This window comes from Arthrobacter sp. TS-15 (genome assembly GCF_006964045.1).
In the GTDB taxonomy this organism is placed as follows: Bacteria; Actinomycetota; Actinomycetes; order Actinomycetales; family Micrococcaceae; genus Arthrobacter.
This window is the reverse complement of record NZ_SDXQ01000031.1, coordinates 215,326-231,673: the sequence shown is the minus strand read 5'-3', so window position 1 is coordinate 231,673 and position 16,348 is coordinate 215,326. Positions and strand designations below refer to the sequence as shown.

24 protein-coding genes are annotated in these 16,348 nt (G+C 66.1%); 2 read left to right on the top strand and 22 right to left on the bottom strand.

The genetic code is table 11. From position 1 onward, the window contains the following. Positions 1-65 precede the first annotated feature (65 nt). From EU811_RS13500 to EU811_RS13490, 3 genes are read right to left on the bottom strand one after another with little or no spacing between them, the layout of a single operon-like run. Complete coding sequence (locus tag EU811_RS13500; RefSeq protein ID WP_142938873.1) at positions 66-704, bottom strand: hypothetical protein; 639 nt, start codon at positions 702-704, stop codon at positions 66-68. Continuing rightward, positions 701-1,822, bottom strand: coding sequence for a hypothetical protein (locus EU811_RS13495; RefSeq protein WP_133830748.1), 1,122 nt, complete (start codon positions 1,820-1,822; stop codon positions 701-703). The genes EU811_RS13500 and EU811_RS13495 overlap by 4 nt, the downstream gene beginning before the upstream one ends. Continuing rightward, positions 1,822-2,379: a hypothetical protein gene (locus EU811_RS13490; RefSeq protein ID WP_142938872.1), complete on the bottom strand. Its 558-nt coding sequence runs from the start codon at positions 2,377-2,379 to the stop codon at positions 1,822-1,824. Before EU811_RS13490 ends, EU811_RS13495 begins: the two co-directional genes overlap by 1 nt. A 125-nt stretch (positions 2,380-2,504) precedes the next feature. Here EU811_RS13490 and EU811_RS13485 point away from each other — a divergent pair, with 125 nt between their 5' ends. Both EU811_RS13485 and EU811_RS13480 read left to right on the top strand, forming a co-directional pair. Further along, complete coding sequence (locus tag EU811_RS13485; RefSeq protein ID WP_160147647.1) at positions 2,505-3,194, top strand: SDR family NAD(P)-dependent oxidoreductase; 690 nt, start codon at positions 2,505-2,507, stop codon at positions 3,192-3,194. 2 nt (positions 3,195-3,196) lie between these two features. Beyond that, entirely contained in the window at positions 3,197-4,282 is a 1,086-nt protein-coding gene (locus EU811_RS13480; protein ID WP_142938871.1) for a hypothetical protein, read from the top strand. Here the strand turns inward: EU811_RS13480 and EU811_RS13475 are convergent. From EU811_RS13475 to EU811_RS13385, 19 genes are all read right to left on the bottom strand, one after another. Continuing rightward, the gene (locus tag EU811_RS13475) at positions 4,279-4,968 is read right to left on the bottom strand and encodes a class I SAM-dependent methyltransferase (RefSeq protein WP_056387501.1); all 690 of its coding nucleotides are present in this window, start codon (positions 4,966-4,968) and stop codon (positions 4,279-4,281) included. The two genes, EU811_RS13480 and EU811_RS13475, sit on opposite strands and share 4 nt — an antisense overlap. A 160-nt stretch (positions 4,969-5,128) precedes the next feature. Next, entirely contained in the window at positions 5,129-5,476 is a 348-nt protein-coding gene (locus tag EU811_RS13470; RefSeq protein ID WP_133830752.1) for a hypothetical protein, read from the bottom strand. A gap of 28 nt (positions 5,477-5,504) precedes the next feature. Further along, the gene (locus tag EU811_RS13465) at positions 5,505-5,867 is read right to left on the bottom strand and encodes a hypothetical protein (RefSeq protein WP_142938870.1); all 363 of its coding nucleotides are present in this window, start codon (positions 5,865-5,867) and stop codon (positions 5,505-5,507) included. Positions 5,868-5,975: 108 nt separating this feature from the next. Next, on the bottom strand, positions 5,976-7,277 hold the full coding sequence (locus tag EU811_RS13460) for a replication-associated recombination protein A (RefSeq protein ID WP_056387510.1): 1,302 nt from the start codon (positions 7,275-7,277) through the stop codon (positions 5,976-5,978). 3 nt (positions 7,278-7,280) lie between these two features. Further along, positions 7,281-7,733, bottom strand: a complete 453-nt coding sequence (locus EU811_RS13455) for a hypothetical protein (RefSeq protein WP_142938869.1) — start codon at positions 7,731-7,733, stop codon at positions 7,281-7,283. A 29-nt stretch (positions 7,734-7,762) separates the two neighbouring features. Then, positions 7,763-8,077, bottom strand: coding sequence for a hypothetical protein (locus EU811_RS13450; RefSeq protein ID WP_142938868.1), 315 nt, complete (start codon positions 8,075-8,077; stop codon positions 7,763-7,765). 29 nt (positions 8,078-8,106) lie between these two features. Next, positions 8,107-8,517, bottom strand: a complete 411-nt coding sequence (locus EU811_RS24660) for a WhiB family transcriptional regulator (protein WP_142133561.1) — start codon at positions 8,515-8,517, stop codon at positions 8,107-8,109. A 202-nt stretch (positions 8,518-8,719) separates the two neighbouring features. Continuing rightward, positions 8,720-9,064, bottom strand: a complete 345-nt coding sequence (locus EU811_RS13440) for a hypothetical protein (protein WP_071416432.1) — start codon at positions 9,062-9,064, stop codon at positions 8,720-8,722. A gap of 11 nt (positions 9,065-9,075) precedes the next feature. Continuing rightward, positions 9,076-9,543, bottom strand: a complete 468-nt coding sequence (locus tag EU811_RS13435; RefSeq protein ID WP_142938867.1) for a hypothetical protein — start codon at positions 9,541-9,543, stop codon at positions 9,076-9,078. Beyond that, complete coding sequence (locus EU811_RS13430) at positions 9,543-9,884, bottom strand: glutaredoxin family protein (protein WP_142938866.1); 342 nt, start codon at positions 9,882-9,884, stop codon at positions 9,543-9,545. Before EU811_RS13430 ends, EU811_RS13435 begins: the two co-directional genes overlap by 1 nt. Before the next feature lie 59 nt (positions 9,885-9,943). Continuing rightward, complete coding sequence (locus EU811_RS13425; RefSeq protein WP_142938865.1) at positions 9,944-10,624, bottom strand: hypothetical protein; 681 nt, start codon at positions 10,622-10,624, stop codon at positions 9,944-9,946. Next, positions 10,621-10,890, bottom strand: a complete 270-nt coding sequence (locus EU811_RS13420; protein ID WP_056387532.1) for a hypothetical protein — start codon at positions 10,888-10,890, stop codon at positions 10,621-10,623. Before EU811_RS13420 ends, EU811_RS13425 begins: the two co-directional genes overlap by 4 nt. Beyond that, positions 10,887-11,087, bottom strand: a complete 201-nt coding sequence (locus EU811_RS13415) for a hypothetical protein (protein ID WP_056387535.1) — start codon at positions 11,085-11,087, stop codon at positions 10,887-10,889. The genes EU811_RS13420 and EU811_RS13415 overlap by 4 nt, the downstream gene beginning before the upstream one ends. Continuing rightward, a complete protein-coding gene (locus tag EU811_RS13410) occupies positions 11,084-11,401 on the bottom strand; it encodes a hypothetical protein (protein WP_056387538.1) in 318 nt (105 codons plus the stop codon). Before EU811_RS13410 ends, EU811_RS13415 begins: the two co-directional genes overlap by 4 nt. Before the next feature lie 104 nt (positions 11,402-11,505). Then, on the bottom strand, positions 11,506-12,024 hold the full coding sequence (locus EU811_RS13405; RefSeq protein ID WP_142938864.1) for a hypothetical protein: 519 nt from the start codon (positions 12,022-12,024) through the stop codon (positions 11,506-11,508). 89 nt (positions 12,025-12,113) lie between these two features. Continuing rightward, complete coding sequence (locus EU811_RS13400; protein ID WP_142938863.1) at positions 12,114-12,413, bottom strand: hypothetical protein; 300 nt, start codon at positions 12,411-12,413, stop codon at positions 12,114-12,116. 328 nt (positions 12,414-12,741) lie between these two features. Further along, positions 12,742-13,278, bottom strand: coding sequence for a hypothetical protein (locus EU811_RS13395; protein WP_142938862.1), 537 nt, complete (start codon positions 13,276-13,278; stop codon positions 12,742-12,744). Then, positions 13,271-14,347, bottom strand: coding sequence for a hypothetical protein (locus tag EU811_RS23875; RefSeq protein WP_187697160.1), 1,077 nt, complete (start codon positions 14,345-14,347; stop codon positions 13,271-13,273). The genes EU811_RS13395 and EU811_RS23875 overlap by 8 nt, the downstream gene beginning before the upstream one ends. 98 nt (positions 14,348-14,445) lie before the next feature. Further along, positions 14,446-16,314, bottom strand: coding sequence for a DEAD/DEAH box helicase (locus tag EU811_RS13385; protein ID WP_056387546.1), 1,869 nt, complete (start codon positions 16,312-16,314; stop codon positions 14,446-14,448). Between the last annotated feature and the right edge of the window lie 34 nt (positions 16,315-16,348).

The following is a 16,348-nucleotide window of genomic DNA, read 5'->3' as shown; positions in this document are numbered from 1 at the left end:
AGTGGAAGATCTTCCAATGCGGTGGCATCGGCACATTTCCGGTTGCGCCGGAGCAGCGGGCAGTCCTAGCCGGCCGTGGGCATGTACGCACTGGCTCCGAGCATCACGGCGGCCGCCAGGCCGGATCCGAGTGTGAGCTCGAGGCGTGTGTGGTGCTTTAGCTTCAGCCGGGCGAAGGCGACCACGGGCAGCAGGGTTGGGAGGGCGAGCAGCCACCAGGGCGAGAGCAGCATCGCCGCGAGGACGACGAGGGAGGTGAAGCAGAACGCGTGCATGGAGACTTTCGGTCCCAGGAGGGTCACTCCCCCGGCAAGGACGAGCCCGGCAACCATCGTCGGCAGGATCCACAGCAGCGTGGGCGGTGCGTCCAGCAGCACCGCCGTTGCCATGCCTCCAAGCACAGACGCCACGCAGACCAGGAAGACCCACCAGCGTTGATCGCGCCGGGTGACGTGTCGGTCGGTGAGCTGCTCGCGCCGCACCGCGACATGGATGGTTGCTGTCGGGATCACTGCGCAGAAAGAGCCGATCAGGATGCCCCATCCGAGACCAACCCATGTATGCGGGTGGCCTGTGACGCCGCAGAGGACGCAGATGAGGAATACGGACACAGCGGGCGCGAACACGTCACCGAGGATCCGGGCGGCCCGGGTCGCAGGATCGCCGGCCGCGGGGATGCGGATTTTCGTTCCGTTCCCGGTCATCGCCCGTCCGTCCCATTCATGGCACTCATCGCCACTCGGATCTCGTAGAGGCTCTGCACAGAGGCGGCCAGGGTTTCGTCGTCTTTCAGCTTGAGCGTGCGGAGCCGGCTCAGGGCGAGTGTGAACCACCCGAGGCTGGGAACGGCGTTCTCGCCGCTGAGATGGCGCACCAGCCCCGCCGACAGGTGCGGATCCTCGGGGTGCTGCCTGTGCAGGGGTTCCAGTGCGGGGTCGTGGTCCTCGCGGATGAGTCTGAGCGCGTCGTGGGTTTCGATGGTGAGCCTCGAGAGCGTCATCAGCTGATCGAACCCCTGCCTGTCTTCGGGCGGAAGCTTTACGTCGGGATGAAGAGTGGTGGTCGTTCGCCACAGAGGTACGACGACCTCGTGCGCGAGGCGGAGCGCGAGCCTCACCTGCGTTTCTATGCTGATGCGGCGGATGACCCCTGTTGCGAGTCCCAGGAAGAAGAAGCTGACAACGGTGACGAGGAGTTGTGTCCTCAGTTCAGTTCCGCCGACGACCGGACTGCCAAAGAGGTCCAGGAGTGATGAGCCGATGAACAGGGCAGATCCGATGGCCCCCGTAAAGACGAATGCAACCGGAAGGCGGGCGGAGAAGGGCTGGTTCTTCTGCGTCATGGTCCGCCAACAGCCGACGGCAACTACGGCAGTTGCCGCGGCGAATGCAGAGAGGTACAGGAAGTTGTAGGAGATCAGCGCCCAGGCCTGGCCGCGGGCAAGGGCGGCGTCGATGTCGACCCGGTCGTAGATGGTGCCGTCGGCATGGACGGGGATGAACCACACCAGCACGGCCTCGCCCAGGGCGATGATCCCGGCGAAGAGGTAGATGAACCGGGTTGCACGTCGTGAAAGCGGAGTAGCGCGGAACGTGAGGATGAGCAGCGCCACGGATACCTGGGCGGTCAGGATGGCAAGGCGCTTGAGGAGGTCGACGGCAGGTCCGTCTAAGGGCGGCTCCACGCCACGGCAGACCGTGGCCACGAAGAGGGCGGCACAGGTGACCCTGAGAAGGTTAACCCGGCGTCGGCGTCCTTGATACAGGGCAGAGACGATGATGATCAGGCCCATGGTGATACCGACAATGATGATCTCAGTCATCAGATCTCACCGTCCTCGTTTGATCCGGACAGGAAGGCGAGGACCTCGCTGCGTTCTTCCGATGCCCGCCGCTTCCGGTGCAGAGCATCCATCAGCCGCATGCCGGTGGTCTCGGCGCGTTTCTCCACCGGATCGTCGAACATGCTGCGCAGATGGGTGCAGTCGGTGTCGGCCCGGACGTCGCCGTGCAGGATATGGGCGAACTCGTGGAGGATTGTCTGCTCAATGTTGAGGGGCGGGAGCTCAGGGTCGTAGAAGACGTGGGCCACTCGTCCGATCACAGTGGTGAGGCCGCTGACCTCATGATGGCGCATCTCATCCGGGATGGGCCGTATCACGATCTCGAGGCCGCAAGCTGAGGCGATGGCTTTCCCGAGTGCTTCGAGGCTCAACTCGTTCGGCCAGTCGAAGAGGTCGAGCTGAGCGGGCTTCGGGGTGCAGCTGGTGGGACCGACCTTGGCAGCGCCTTTGCGCATCAGTCGGGCGAACAGGGGGTGACGGGGCTGGCCGTTCCGAGGCGTATTGGCGGTCGCAGCGGATGGAATGAAGGCAGGCATCAGCGTTCCTCAAAATAGCGAGAAGAGCGGACACCGCCTGTCGTTTGTCAACGAAGGGGTACAAGTCCAGTAAAGTTCCGTGTCACAACTTTACAACCTGGGAGGGTAAGAAAAAAATGAGCGACATGGGGAGAACTGCCCTGGTGATCGGTGCAACCCGTGGGATCGGGGCGGCCACGGCTCGAGCCCTGCTCTCCGCCGGCTACCGGACGGCGGGTACGCATCGTACCGGGGGGACCGTGCCCGAGGGGGTGCTCCCCCTCGAGATGGATGTGCGTGACGGTAATTCGATCGCAGCTGGCGTCAAGGCGGCTGCCGCCGACCTAGGTGGTCTGGATGTGCTCGTCGTCGCAGCAGGGATCACCCGCGACAAGCTGCTCATGCGGATGAGCGAGGAAGACCTGAGCGAGGTCATGCAGGTCAATGCGATCGGGCCGATGCTGGCCTGCAAGGCGGCCCTGGGGCCGATGCTGCGGCAGCGTGGCGGATCGATCGTGCTGGTTTCATCCATGTCCGTGAAGTACGGCGTTGTCGGCCAGTGCAATTACACTGCATCCAAGGGGGCATTGGAAGCGTTTGCACGATCGATGGCCAGGGAGTACGCAGCCCGGAACATCCGGGTGAACGTTGTTGCTCCCGGCGCAACTGATACGGACATGATGGCTGATGTTGCTGAGGAGGCACGGATGGCAATGCTGGAAGGAATCCCGCTGGGTCGGTTCGGGACGGCAGATGAAGTCGCTTCGGCGATCATTCACACCGCGGAGAATACCTACATGTCGGGGGCCACTGTGCAGGTCTCAGGCGGTATTTGATCATGCAGGTCCAGCTGGATGTAGGTTCCTGGGGCCTTTTCTGCGGAAGCGACGGCAAGCAGCTGGTTCTGGTGGACGATAAGCCCTGTGGTCCGGTCTCCGCTCGGAAGCCCACGCGTGCAATTCCCAGGCGTCTTCTACTTGATGAGAACCGCATCGCCCAGGTGATGCGCAGTGGCAATGTAATTTCCGAGACAGTCCCCCATGCGGACGAGCAGTGGGCAGTTGAGGTACGGCCCGTCTTCTCTCCACGTACCTCCACGGTGATCGGTGTCCTCGCCGGCGTGGCCAAAGCGGCTGATCCGCTTCCGGAACCACCGCTGGTCGGTGGCTGGGAATGGGAGATCGAGCGTGACGCCGACGGTCAACCAACACTGCGCCGGCGCACGTACTGGGACCGGAACCTGTTTCGTATCTATAACGTCGACACAAGCGTCGCCCAGCAGCGCAGTGGCTATTGGGAAGCCGGGGAATGGGCGAGCGAGCTCATCGACCAGTCCGACCGGATGCGCGTGAACAGCCTCATCCGCGACGGCATCCAGGACGGGCTGATGGGCGTAACGGGCAAGGTCCGGTGCCTGACCTACAACATCGTCACAGGTTACGGCACGGCTTCACAGGACCGTCGGCACATGCGCCTGGTCGGCGTGATTCCGCCGATCGAGCCCGATCACGACAAGATCTATCTGCAGGGCTTCAGTTACGAGGCCCCGGAGACTTTTCACGATATGGCCTTCGAGCAAGACGCCAATGCGGGGCGGGTGGACGACGTGCTTCGCGGAGTCATGGCCCTGGCCAAGGAACCGATGGCCGTCGTCGACTCTGCAACGCTGGATGTTCTTATGACGTCGCCATCGTGGCGTCGGGAAGACTTCGGGTATGTCGGCGGCCTTGGTGAATTTGCCATTGACGCTTCAGGTGAGTTGCACAGGTTCATCGCGGCTGCGGCGAGGGATACCGCTCGTTCTCAATCGATGGGTCTGGCGCTTCGCCGGGTCGACGGTTCCGTGCAGAATGTGCGCATCACCGCCACCGGAGTCAGGTCTGGGGCTGAAGGGCGGGATGCAGTCATCAGGCTCGACTTTTAGTCGAGTCCACCTGCCCCGCCGTTTCGCAACGGGTTTCGTGCACTGAACACCGCCACGGTACCGATGACGTCGACCTTCACTTGGTCGAAGCTTCGCCGCAGTGCAGCCTCAAGTCCTGCGGCGTCGTCTTCGCGGTTGTGAAAGATGCCCAGGCGGTTGTACAGGGCCATGAAGCCGCGGCCGATGAGGTTGTGGCTCACGCCACTGCCCAGGATGGTACTGCCGAACAGCACACCGTCAGCAGCGAGCCGCTCCCCTAGGTGTTTGAAAGCTACGCCCTTGTCCGCCCAGGAGCCGGGAACGCAGTGGAAGACGTAGTTCGCCGCGATGGAATCGAATTGGCCGAGAGCCTCGGGGATCGGTTCGAGGACGTTCGCGGTCACACCTCTGGTGCTTACGTGGGTGTGGGCGAGTCTGGACGCTGCGTGCTCCACGCTGTTTTCGTTGAGGTCCATGAGTGTGATCTCAGCAGATTCGGGGAGGTCGGCATTGGCGAGGTACCAACCAGTGCCGGGACCGACATCGAGATGGCGGGTGCCGATGCAACGGTTGTACTGGTCTAGCATGAGCTGGCTGGGGCATCGCCAGGCCAGCGAATTGGAGAACTTCACGACGAGCAGGTCGTAGAAGCCCAGCACCGGCTTGCTGTAGATACCTGCGCCGCGGCGCACTTCCTGGTCGTTCATGTGATCGGAGCCTATCGGTCGAGGTCGGCGAAGTGAGGGTGAGCAGGGTGGTTTCACGAAGGAGCAAGGACGGCTGTGCTGGGGTCCGTGTCCACTGGGCAGCTCTGAGATTGCATCCTAGTGGAAGTAGTTCCACTGGTGAAGTCGAGCCGGTGCGGCGTCAGCCGAAGACCAGCTCGCCGTAGCAAGCGGTCTGAAGGATGATGTCAAGGTCTTGGACGCAGCCGAATCCGAGCTGTTCGGACTCGATGGCGGCAGAGCAGCAGAGGTGGTACCCCTTCTGCTTGGCCTTTCGAAAGGCTTCCTTGATTTGGGCGGCCGACAGCTCGTAGTCCTTGGTCTTGGACTCGTCATCAGACTCTGGATCGTCAAGTGTGATGCTCACGTGCAAGCCGTCCTCTGTCAGCTTGCTCCCGTGGTACCAGGGAAGCGCGCCACCGAAGTAGAACTCTTCGACGTCCTGCAGGACTGAAGCTGCTGATTGGGTGAAGATACCGGTGTTGGTCATGTTTCCATTCCTTCGCGATTCCGTGCGATCAGGGCAAAATGACTTCGCGGGAGGCGAGGTCGGAGAGAACGGCCGGATCCGGGACCCATGCATCGACGCTGTCCTCCTCACAGAGGGCATCGATCAAAGGGTGGCCTTCCAGCGCGCTGCGGGCTTCTGTGGGAGATGCGAAGACGACAGCTGTGCGGGGATGGAACTCCCGGTCGATGAGCACGTAGCCTAGTTCGCCGGGCTCGCGGCGCTGCATGCGCAGCAGGTCGAGATGCAACCGTGCCTGCGCTTCGACGGCGGCGACGTCGATACCAAGATCTGCTGAGAGTCGGTCGTCCACAGTCCTGGGCTTGTCGGACTCCGGGGTCTGCCTCGCGCGTTCAGTGTTGTCGTTGATCATGCTCATCCCCTCTCGTAGGTCTTGTGGAAGCCGACGACTTTGCTGGTGATTTTCCATGCAGCGACGATCCAGGATGATGCGGTCACGGTTCTACCTCTGGTCCGCGATCTAGTCGAGGGGGTTCCTGTCCTCCACGGTCATCTGATCGATCGCAGCCAACCGTCTGGCGATGGTTTGTTCGAAGCCATTGCCGGTAGGACGGTAATACTGTGTGCCGCGGACGGCATCGGGTAGATATTGCTGCAAGACAACTCCGTGTTCGAAGTCGTGAGGGTAGAAGTAGCCTTCTCCGTGCCCGAGGCCCTTCGCGCCCGGGTAGTGCGCGTCGCGCAGGTGCACTGGCACGCTCCCGGTCCGGCCGCGCCGGACGTCTTCCAGCGCTTGGTCGATGCCGCGGATGACGGCCGGCGACTTGGGGGCCGTGGCGATTGCGACCGTTGCCTGAGCGAGGTTGAGCCGCGCCTCGGGCATACCGATCAGCTGGACTGCCTGGGCGGCGGCCACTGCGATGCCCAGCACCGAGGGGTCGGCCATGCCGACGTCCTCGGAGGCGTGCACCACCAAGCGCCGTGCGATGAACCTCGGGTCCTCCCCCGCCTCGATCATCCGGGCCAGCCAGTGCAGGGCCGCATCCGGGTCGCTGCCTCTCATGCTCTTGATGAATGCGCTGACGACGTCGTAGTGCTGGTCGCCATCGCGGTCGTAACGCTGCAGCGCAGCGCCGGTGACCTGCTCCAGCACCTCGCGGTCGACGACGCTCTTGCCTGCGGCCTGCGCAGTTGCGACAGCGGTCTCCAGCCGGTTCAGCGCCTGGCGGACGTCGCCGCTGGACAGCCCTGCAATGATCTGCAGCGCGGGGTCGGCGAACCCGATCCCGGTGGCTGAGAGGACCGGGTCCTCCTCTAGGGCACGCGAGAGCAGGTTCACGACCTCGCCGTCCTCCACAGGGCGTAGGACCAGCAGGATTGAGCGCGAGACCAGTGCCGAGTTGACCGAGAAGCTCGGGTTCTCGGTGGTCGCGCCGATGAGCGAGATGACCCCGGCCTCCACGGCGGGCAGGAGGACGTCCTGCTGCGCCTTGGAGAAGCGGTGGATCTCGTCAATGAAAACGAACGTCTGGAGGTCGTCGTCGAGGGCCTTCTGGGCTCCGGCGAGCGTTTTGCGGACATCGGCTACGCCGGCGCTGGTCGCAGAGAGCTCGACGAAGCGGCGGCTGGTTTGGCGGGCGATCACCGAGGCGATGGTGGTCTTGCCGACGCCGGGCGGACCCCAGAGCAGGACCGAGGTCGCACCCTCGCCCTGGGCGAGCAGCTCGAGCGGCGAGCCGGGAAAGACCAGGTGCTCCTGGCCCACGATCTGGTCGAGGGAGGTGGGACGCATGCGGGCGGCCAGGGGTTGGATGGCACTCATGGTCTACTCCTTGTTTGGTTCGAGGCGGGCGATCTCGGCCTCGACCCGGGCTTCTTCGCTCTGTGCCGCGGCGGTGCGCGCCCTGGCCTCGGCGAGCCGGGCACGCGCCTCGCGCAGCGCCTGCGCGTCCGACATGGCCTCGACGGCGTGGATCGCTTCGAGCACCGGTGCGGCTGCGTACGAGGGCACCCGGACGCTGATCTGCAAGTAGAAGTCGTCACCGTCAGATGCGTGACCGACGCTGGGCGGCCGGCCGAACGCTGTCGTGCACTCCTCGTTCTTGCGCGTGTGGATCCGGCCGGCGAAGACCTGGGCGGCGGTCACGCTGCAGTCCGCGACGGCGGCGTGGATGGCCCGGAGCACCGGCTCGACGAGCTGGGTGTCGGTGCGCTGCTGTGGATTGACGGTCGGCAGGAGTCCGGGGTCGAGGTGGCTGTCTTCGATGCGGGGGTGCATGGTTGCTCCTTTTGCGGCGGGGGTGGCCATCAGCTCTCGATGCGCGTGAACGGGCCGGAGTTGTGGACGAACAAGGCGATGATCGGCGCGTACCGGGCGTCTCGGTGTACGCCGCCGGCGTCGGTCCAGCCGCCTTGGGCGTCGAGCGTCCAGCGGTCGCCCGTTGCGTCGAAGTACTCTCCCGGCTCGGCCGGGAGCCGATGCTGTTTCACCATCCGGTGGAGCTTGCGGTCAATGGCGGCGCGTTTCCTGGCCGGCATGGGCGCGCCTGTAGTCCGTTCAGGGGGATAGGCGTCCCCGGGCAGCAGGTTCTGCTGCCTGAAGCGGCGCGGGAACAGTGGCATGGCGGTCCTTCCAATTGACGGTGCTGCGCTCAGGCGGAGACGGCGTCCTCCCGCTCCTTGTGCCGGGCGAGCACCCGGTAGACGGTGCGGTCGGTGACCTCGGCCATGTCGGCGATGGTCCGGGGGTCGATCCCTCTGCCGGCCATCGCGACGATGAGGGTGTCGCGTTCCTGCTTTTGCGCCTGGGCGGCGCTACGGTGTGCCACCGGTGAAGTCTTGATAAGGCGGTCGCGTTCGGCGGTGCTGAGTCCGCCCCAGATGCCGAAGCGCTCGTCGGCGCTCAACGCATAATCCAGGCACTGTGCGCGCACCCCGCACTGGGCACAGACCTTCTTGGCGTCGGTGGTGTTGCCGCCCTTCTCCGGGAAGAACGCGTCGGGGTCTGTTTCTGCGCACAGGGCATCCCTGCGCCACTTCTCGTCGGGGTCCTCGCCGCTCATGACGGTGCGGCCGGGAGGCGGGTGTTCTGCTGTGCGTGCACCGTGGCTCCTCCTAGAAGTTGTCGTGCGTGTGTCGGTACTTCGTTCTCGGGGTGTGCGGGCACAGAGCCCCGGAGGATCCCATTCCTCCGGGGCTCTGTGCGCGAGGCTTCCGTCCTGTACTCCGGGGCGGCTGCGCCGCGCGCTGCTCCCGCTGTTCCTTTTAATCACTGAAAAGGTGCGCGAAGTGTTCGTCGCTGAGGTCAATCTCGACACGCTGGCCCTCACGAGAGACCGTGAAGACGCAGCCCTCGTCAGCACTGGGCTGCCATGGTCCGCGCTGGAAGACCTCCCGCCAGACCTTGCTGGCGGCCTCAGCGGGCGATGCAGCATCCTGGTCGATCGTCCATCCGACGAGGTACTCCTCGCTGCCGGTGCCCTCAAACGGGTCGAGCTGATCCCGGGGGAAGACCTGGTCGAGCGCACGCTCGAAGTCTTCCCGGGTGGTGTCGCCGCCGGACACAGCTCCGCGGACGAGGTCGGCAAGGCTGTCGATGTGCAGGCTCATGGGGTTGCTCCCTAGGTTTTGGTTCGGGTGGGGTCTGCTGCGACCAGCGCGGCGATGAGCTCGAGGTCGTCTCCGGTGTCGGGGTCGAGGGTCCCGGCGGATCCGATGTCGGCCAGCGGCTGCTCGTGCGTCTTGCCTGCCGTGTCCCGGTAGACGAGCGTCACGCCGGACAGGTCCACGGCCGTGGTGCTTACCGGGGAGGACTCGGAGGCCTCGAACGCCGGCCGGATCGCCTCGATGAGCGCGATGAGGTGCTGTACCTCTGCTTTCCGTTCGAGCAGCGCCTTGCGCTGGAGTGCGCGCTGCTCGAACCGGGCCAGGTGCGCGTCGCAGCAGGTGTCGGTCTTGTCGGGTTCGTCCTTGGGATAGGACAGCAGGTAGTGGTCCGTCTCGACGGATTTGTCGACGAGCGTATCGAGCAGGATGTCGGCCTGCCGGGCGGTGATGCTGAGGCCGAGGCGCTGCTGCGCCGCTGCCATCAGGACGCCGCCTTCCGGTCCTCCGGGACGATGCCCTTGGTGCACAGCCGGACGAGGGCGGTGAGCATGTCCTGGCGGTGCCCGCCCCAGTGGACGGTGCGGCCGGAGGCCAGCTTGACGACGATCACGGGTGCCTGGGCATATCCGAGGTCTTCGGTGATGTGGCGGTGGTTTTCATCGCCCTGCTCGATGTCGATTTTGGTGTACTGCATCGCGGGCTGCTGCCGATCGAACAGGCTCTTGGCCTTGTCGCAGTTGGGGCACTCCGCCGGCCCGTAGACGGTGATTTTCGGCGCGGTGTGGGCGGTCCGGGGCAGGTCGCCGATCGTGGTGGGGGTCATGGGACTTGGTTTCCTTCTCTCCCCTGCTGGGGGTCGTTGTGGTGTGAAGGCCCTGGCTCTCAGACGTCGGGCTCCAGGTCGAACAGCCCGGGCTGGGCCACACGCTCGCGCAGCTGCCGGGCGGGTTCCTCGCCGAGGCGCTCGACGGCCTTGTCCAGGTCGCGGTAGGCCTCGGACTCGCCGAGTCCACCCATGGCCTCGATCTGGAAGTACAGCTCGGCGAGCTCCCGCTCGCTCAGGCGGTGGCCGAGCACCTCGGGGGCAGCGAGGTCGGTGTACGAGGCGCTGTAGCCCAGCTCCCAGTCGGACTCGGTCTGCTGCTCGGCTGTAAAGGCCACGAGGATGCCGTGGTCGGGCACGAGCGCGCCGACGAGCAGGTCCGCCAGCTGGTCCGGTGTCGGGCTCCACGGCTGCGCCTGCTGGAGGACTGCGCGGACCCTGGTCCGCAGCACTGAGTCGGCGTACAGCCCGGGCTTCCCGCACGGGCAGGTGCCCGCGAGGGGGCCGCGATCGATGGGCACCCAGAGCCCGTGGTCGTGCTCGAGGTGTTGGTCGGCGTCGTGCCGGGCGATGGCTGCTGGTGTCGACATGACCGTGCTGTGCTGCCAGCTGCACCCGATGCACGCCATGCCGTCTGCGCGCTGCTGGCCGTAGACGTAGACCTCGTGCTTGCCGGGGTGCTTGGCGCGCTTGCCGTCCGGCGTCGCGTCGACCCACCAGTCGGGCAGGGGCGCGTTCACGGCTTCACGTCCTTGGCTGTGCTGTGCATCTCGGCGAGATGGGCGATGGTGCGCCGGCGGAGCCCGTCGTAAAGCGCCCAGAAGGCGTCGTCGCGCGCGGCGAGCTCGTGTATCCAGCTGTTGATCTGTCCGTCCGGGAGCGCTGCGATCTCCGCCGCCTGCTCCGGATCGAGGCCGTGGGCCTCCGGGGCCTCCCGCAGCTCGGCGCGCAGTGACTCTGCGTCGAGCGCGATTCCGGTTGCGGGCCCTCGGTTGTTGTCGGTCATGGGTGGTCTCCTCGGTGTCGCTGCTGGTCGCGGATCGCCTGTCGCTCCCGCTCGCGGCGGGTGCCCTTGCGGGGCTTGGGGGTGTGCCGCTGCGTCGCACTGGACTTGCGGAGTTCCCGCATCCAGTGCGCCTGTTCGGGATTCGCCGACGGCCGGAAGCCCTCGGTGGAGTAGTGCTGCCTGCGCTTTCGGCTCATGGGTTCTTCTCCTCCGCCACGCGGGCGATGTGGCGGGCGCAGCCAGCCGCCCACGTGCGGGCATCGGCGGTCTGCGCGGCGGCCACCGCCTTCGCGGCGCGGTCGGCGTCGATGGGCAGCCGATGCCGGATGAGCAGCGCCAGGGTGACGTCGAGCATCACGGTGCGCTCGTGGTCGCTCAGCTCCGTCTGCTCGGAGTGCTCGTGCACCCCACGGCGTTCGTGCAGGGCACGGTCCGCCCGCGAATCGAGCAGGGTCTGCTCGATCTCAGGGACGAGCTCTTCTGCGGTGGTCGTGGTGGTCTGGGGCGTCATGCGGTTCTTTCCGCCGGGCCGCTTGGCCCGGGATCGAGGAGCCCCGTCGCGCCGCCGTCCCACAGGGACCCGGCCGCGGCGAGGTTGCGGTCGTGTGGTCTGGGTCAGTCCTTCGAGCCGTCGCGGAACTGGAGGTACTCCCGCAGGGTCGGCGCGTCCGCGCCGGGAAGCGAGATCCGGTCGAGGGCTCCGTACAGGTCCTCGTCTCCGATCAGCTCGCCCTCGTGGGCGACGACGGCTTGCGCCAGGCGGACCAGCAGGACCTTCATCTCCTCGGCGCGCTCCTCGTCGGCGGTCCGCAGGCGCTTGATGTCGATGAGGCGCTTCTCGCAGAGGCTCTTGAGGTAGAGCGCGCCCTTGCGCCACTCGAGGAACTCGATCAGCTGTGTGCTGTGATCCAGCGGGGACAGCCGACAGATCTCGGCGTCGTCCTGGCGGAATGAGAGCTGCTGGTCGATGCTTGAGGCGGTGGTCTTCAGCCAGTGCTCGGTTTGGTTGAGGCCGGCCGGCGTGGTGGTGACCTCGGCCCAGACTGCGTCATCGCGCAGGCAGCTGCGCATCACGGCGTCGAGCGGGTCCTGCAGGCGTGGAGGTGCGGGGCGGGCGGTGGTCGTCATGGTCATGGCGGATGTCCTCGTCGGTCGTGTCGTTGATGGTCTGCGGAGCGTCGGCCCCGACAGCGCGCCCGTGGCGCTGGTTGTGGAATTAGGTCTCAGTTCCTGGTGCCGAAGCGCAGGTCGGGCCAGATGGGCTCGACCGAGACGCGCAGCAGCTGGATACGGGGGTCGCGGTCCTTGGCGCGTTTCCAGGCGCGGCGAACGGCTGCGGCCTTGTTCCGGGCCTTCTTCTGGTCGTCGAACGGCCCAATCAGGTGAGAGTAGGTCTGGGGGCTGGCGGACTTCAGGCTCTCGGCCTGCATCATCACCACGACGCCGTAGCCGTTGGCCTCCTCGGCCACCAGGTCCTCCCAGGAATCGTAGGTGCGTTCGGTCTGCGTGCTGTACGCCTTCATGGCGAGACCTCCTGGTCGTCGTGACGGATGTTGATGGGCCGCTCCCAGAGCGGCATCCCGTCCTCGCCGGTCTCGGCCGAGAACTCGAGGCGGACCTTCGGCTGGTCTATGTGTGCGCCGAAGTCCGACCAGCCCGCAGGCGGGAGCCGGTAGAGGGCCGCTCAGCCATGGGACTCGCTCCTTCTCGTGGTGGTGTCGTGGCAATTAGGGGGGACCGGGCTGAGACCCGACCCCCGGCATCACTGCCCCGGCACCCGGGTCGGCCCTGCCGACCCCAACGCTGTGCCCTCCGGTGACCAGCACCCGCAGGGTGCTGGTCACCGGTCGGTCATGAACCAGCAGCGATGCGTTCCTCGTGCTGGGCGAGCGTGCCGCCGTTGACCTTCACCCTGTCGACGGCAGAGGTTGCCAGTTCCAGGGCGTCCTCGAAGGAGAACCGGAAGCGGCGCGTGAACTCTTCATCCCGCGAGGAGGGCTGCAGCACGAACTCCCAGGTGCCCTCCGCCGAGAGGCAGTAGCCCATATGCATGACTGCCCAACGGTCCAGTTGCGTCTCGGGGTCCTGGCCGCGCCACTCGAGGGTCACTTCGAAGTGCTGCTTGTCCACGAGCCCGGAGTCGGCGTAACCGGTGGGCAGTACGCGGTGGACCGAGGGGACGACCCGGGGGCCCCCATTCCCTTCCCGTTCGAGGCGGCGGCGCTCGTCCGCCAGCGCATCAGCAACGGCTCCGGTCTCGTACGACGTGAGTTCGTCGGAACCCACGTCATAGATCGGCGCTTCGTTCTCGTTGAGAAAGTAGTGGCGCATGGCTTCTGCGGCAGCGCAGGCTCCGCGTTCGAACTCGGTCATCCTGGTCTCAGTCATGGGGCTGTTCTCCTTCGTTTCCGGTGTCGGTCTGCCGACGTTCGGCGGCCCATGGGAGGCGGGAGTCCTGGTCAGCGGAGCACCAGAGCCCGCCAAGCGAGGCGGTGCGGTGGGTGTGGGGCAGGTGGTCCTCCCGGTCTCCGCACAGTCCGACGGGCAGACCGGCCGGGTCTCCAGTCAGCTCGGCGAAGCGCAGGAGGTACTCGAGCTCGGCAGCATCCGGGCTCCAGGCCTGGATCTCGATCCCGAAGGGCTGACCTGGAACCTCCCAGTCCCCCGCCGGCTCGCCCAGCAGCGCCGCGCGCTCGTCGAGCAGGATCCGCGAGTCGGCGTGCTTCACCTCGGCGGGCATGGCGGGGTCGATGCTGAACTTCTGGGCGATGGCGACCATGACGCCGTCTTCCACGGCCCGGTACTCGGGCATGTGAAGCTTCAGCGGGCGGACCATGTCGCCCACGTATGCCTCTGTCGCGTCGTGCAGCAACGCCCAGAGTGCGTGCTCCGGGGCGACGAGTCGCGAGAGGAGTACGCAGTGCTCGGCGACGGACATGAACCGGCGGACGTGGCCGTTGTAGCGGCACTGCATGGACAGTGCGTGTGCGATGTCGGCGATGTCCATGTCCTCGGGCCGTGGGTCCAGCGGGTAGAACCGGCGACCCGTGTAGGTCTGCATCCAGTTGCCGCGCGGAACTACGGTCGTGGCGGGCCGGGCTCCGGCTGTGGCCATCCCTGCTCCGTGATGGCGAGTGACGCTCCTTGTCCCCCGGGCGGGGTCGAAGCTGGCCGGCAGCTCGCGGTCGAAGAGCTCCTCGAGCAGCGCGACGTCGGGGTCGACGGGTTCGTGCTCTGCGCTCTGGAGCCAGAGCACGCCGTAGCGTTCCCCGGTCTCGCGCAGCACGACGTCGTGCAGGCCGTCGTCGGTGTTGTCGATCGTGTAGTCCGTGTTCGGCCCGAGGGCCGGTGCGCGCAGCGGCTTCGTTCCGGGCCGCGCCTGCATGGCTTCCCTGGCCTCGGCGGTGAAGCGCACGCGCGCTCCGTCGGGCCAGGCCTGGTGCTTCGGGTCATTCATGGATCAGTCCTCCTCGGGCCGGGTGGCACTGGGGTCGGGGTGGTGCGCCGCGGAGCGCCGGCGTGTGGCTGGCGCTCCTCGGCGTCGGAATGGGTTGGTCAGACCCGTTCGGAGACCCACAGGTCGTTGAGGTCGTCCTGGATCTCCTCCTCGAGGGCGACGAGGATCGCCTCCTCGCCGGACACAGCCGAGATGAGGTCGTCCTGGACCTGCTGCTTCTCTGCCAGGACTCCGGGCATCCGCTCGTCCTGAGTGCCCTTGGTGATAATCCGGTGGATCACCACGGGCTTGGTCTGCCCCGTGCGGTAGAGACGGCCGTTGGTCTGCAGGTAGTGCTCGAGCGAGAACGGCAGCGTGTACCAGATCATCGTCGAGCCGCCGTCCTGCAGGTTCAGGCCGTGGCCGGCCGCCGCGGGGTGCAGCAGCATCACCTGGATCTGCTTGGCGTTCCACCGGCGGACCATCTCCCGCGAGCCGTCAAAGACCTGCGCGTCGATGCCCGCCTTCTTGAAGCGCGCCATCAGCTGCTCCAGGTCAGAGCGGAAGTGGTACGCGACCAGCACGGGGTCTCCCCCGCTGTTGCGCACCAGGTACTCGGCCATTTCGAGCTTCTTGTCGTGGATAACCTCGTACTGGCCCTTGGTCGCCGGGTCCTCCGGGTCGGCCGTGTAGAGCGTCCCCGAGGCGAACTGCATCAGTTTGCTGGTGAGGACCGCCTGGTTCTCGGCGACGATCGACTCAACGCTCTGGGTGAGCTTGCCGTCCTCGTCCTGGTAGGTCTTCACGACGTCGAGCACGAGGTCGCGCCTGAACTCCTTGTAGGCCTGCATGAGGTCCGGCGGGAGGGTGACGTTGGCGTCCTGGATCGTCAGGCCCGGCAGGTTGAGGTTGGTGTTCTGCGCGCTCATCACCAGGTGCCTGATGGCCTCATGGATCTCGGCCTCGGCGTTCGGGGTCGGGATCCACTTCGCCGGGGTGGTGGTGCCAGGCACCATCTTCGGGATGAACCACCGGTTGCGGAACTCCGTGATGGTCCGGCCCAGGGCCTCGCCCTGGTCGAGCAGGTAGATCTGGCTCCACAGGTCGTGCAGCCCGTTCGGGCTCGGCGTGCCGGTCAGCTCGATGAGCCGCGTGATGGCCGGCCGGACCGCCTTCAAGGCCTTGAACCGGGCGCTGCTGTGGGACTTGAAGCCCTGCGACTCGTCGATGATCACCGTCTGAAACGGCCAGATGAGGGTGTCCTGTCCGTTGATGGACTGGATCGGCATCTGGTCGACCAGGCCGTAGCGGCACTGCGCGCAGCCGTCGCCGCCGCAGCTGCGACAGTCGTGGCTCTCGCGCTCCAGCGCGCCGCGGGTGACGAGCTCGCTGATCGCCTCCTTGACCGCGGTCTTGGTGGGGGCTTTGGTTCCGGACTGCCCGGCAGCCAGCTGCAGGAAGTGTCCGATCAGCTGCTCCTGGGCCATTGGTCCGATCGTCTCGATGAGCCCGCGCAGCCGCACGGCCTCCGGTGAGATCCCGGCGGCGATGGCATCGCCGGTGGGGTCGCCGGTCAGCTGGAGCAGACGCGCACCCTGGGAGGGCTGGGTCAGCAACTCCTGGTTGACGAAGTACATCGTCGGCGGGTCGGAGAAGACTTCCCGAAAGCGTTCCAGTCGCTTCTCCTTGGGCAGCTTCCGGTCGTTCTCGTTGACGATGAGCGACTTGGTTCGGATCGGGAATCCCCATTTGTCGATCTCGTCGAGCCAGGTCGAGCGAGCGATCGCGATCGGTGCGACGACGAGGATGTGGCCCATCGGCCGGACTGTCTGCAGGACGCTGAGGGTCGAAAGCGTCTTCCCGGCTCCGACACCAAGCCAGGCTCCGGCGAAGGGGCGGCTGACGAGGAAGTCGTGGATCTGCTGCTGGTAGGGCTTGAGCACGATGGGCGCGGGTGACGGCTGCGGTGGTGCGATGGTCGTGGTCACGGTGTGCGGCCTCCTCTCGTGGGTTGTCGGTAGT

Coding starts and splice junctions, on each gene's coding strand:
- EU811_RS13440 (WP_071416432.1), bottom strand. CDS start 9,064: ATGAGCCTGCACATCGACAGCCTTGCCGACCTCGTCCGCGGAGCTGTG.
- EU811_RS13395 (WP_142938862.1), bottom strand. CDS start 13,278: ATGACTGAGACCAGGATGACCGAGTTCGAACGCGGAGCCTGCGCTGCC.
- EU811_RS23875 (WP_187697160.1), bottom strand. CDS start 14,347: ATGAATGACCCGAAGCACCAGGCCTGGCCCGACGGAGCGCGCGTGCGC.
- EU811_RS13420 (WP_056387532.1), bottom strand. CDS start 10,890: ATGACCGACAACAACCGAGGGCCCGCAACCGGAATCGCGCTCGACGCA.
- EU811_RS13490 (WP_142938872.1), bottom strand. CDS start 2,379: ATGCCTGCCTTCATTCCATCCGCTGCGACCGCCAATACGCCTCGGAAC.
- EU811_RS13410 (WP_056387538.1), bottom strand. CDS start 11,401: ATGACGCCCCAGACCACCACGACCACCGCAGAAGAGCTCGTCCCTGAG.
- EU811_RS13455 (WP_142938869.1), bottom strand. CDS start 7,733: ATGCACCCCCGCATCGAAGACAGCCACCTCGACCCCGGACTCCTGCCG.
- EU811_RS13475 (WP_056387501.1), bottom strand. CDS start 4,968: ATGAACGACCAGGAAGTGCGCCGCGGCGCAGGTATCTACAGCAAGCCG.
- EU811_RS13450 (WP_142938868.1), bottom strand. CDS start 8,077: ATGCCACTGTTCCCGCGCCGCTTCAGGCAGCAGAACCTGCTGCCCGGG.
- EU811_RS24660 (WP_142133561.1), bottom strand. CDS start 8,517: ATGAGCGGCGAGGACCCCGACGAGAAGTGGCGCAGGGATGCCCTGTGC.
- EU811_RS13400 (WP_142938863.1), bottom strand. CDS start 12,413: ATGAAGGCGTACAGCACGCAGACCGAACGCACCTACGATTCCTGGGAG.
- EU811_RS13500 (WP_142938873.1), bottom strand. CDS start 704: ATGACCGGGAACGGAACGAAAATCCGCATCCCCGCGGCCGGCGATCCT.
- EU811_RS13415 (WP_056387535.1), bottom strand. CDS start 11,087: ATGAGCCGAAAGCGCAGGCAGCACTACTCCACCGAGGGCTTCCGGCCG.
- EU811_RS13435 (WP_142938867.1), bottom strand. CDS start 9,543: ATGGCAGCGGCGCAGCAGCGCCTCGGCCTCAGCATCACCGCCCGGCAG.
- EU811_RS13470 (WP_133830752.1), bottom strand. CDS start 5,476: ATGACCAACACCGGTATCTTCACCCAATCAGCAGCTTCAGTCCTGCAG.
- EU811_RS13405 (WP_142938864.1), bottom strand. CDS start 12,024: ATGACCATGACGACCACCGCCCGCCCCGCACCTCCACGCCTGCAGGAC.
- EU811_RS13480 (WP_142938871.1), top strand. CDS start 3,197: ATGCAGGTCCAGCTGGATGTAGGTTCCTGGGGCCTTTTCTGCGGAAGC.
- EU811_RS13485 (WP_160147647.1), top strand. CDS start 2,505: ATGGGGAGAACTGCCCTGGTGATCGGTGCAACCCGTGGGATCGGGGCG.
- EU811_RS13465 (WP_142938870.1), bottom strand. CDS start 5,867: ATGATCAACGACAACACTGAACGCGCGAGGCAGACCCCGGAGTCCGAC.
- EU811_RS13460 (WP_056387510.1), bottom strand. CDS start 7,277: ATGAGTGCCATCCAACCCCTGGCCGCCCGCATGCGTCCCACCTCCCTC.
- EU811_RS13430 (WP_142938866.1), bottom strand. CDS start 9,884: ATGACCCCCACCACGATCGGCGACCTGCCCCGGACCGCCCACACCGCG.
- EU811_RS13495 (WP_133830748.1), bottom strand. CDS start 1,822: ATGACTGAGATCATCATTGTCGGTATCACCATGGGCCTGATCATCATC.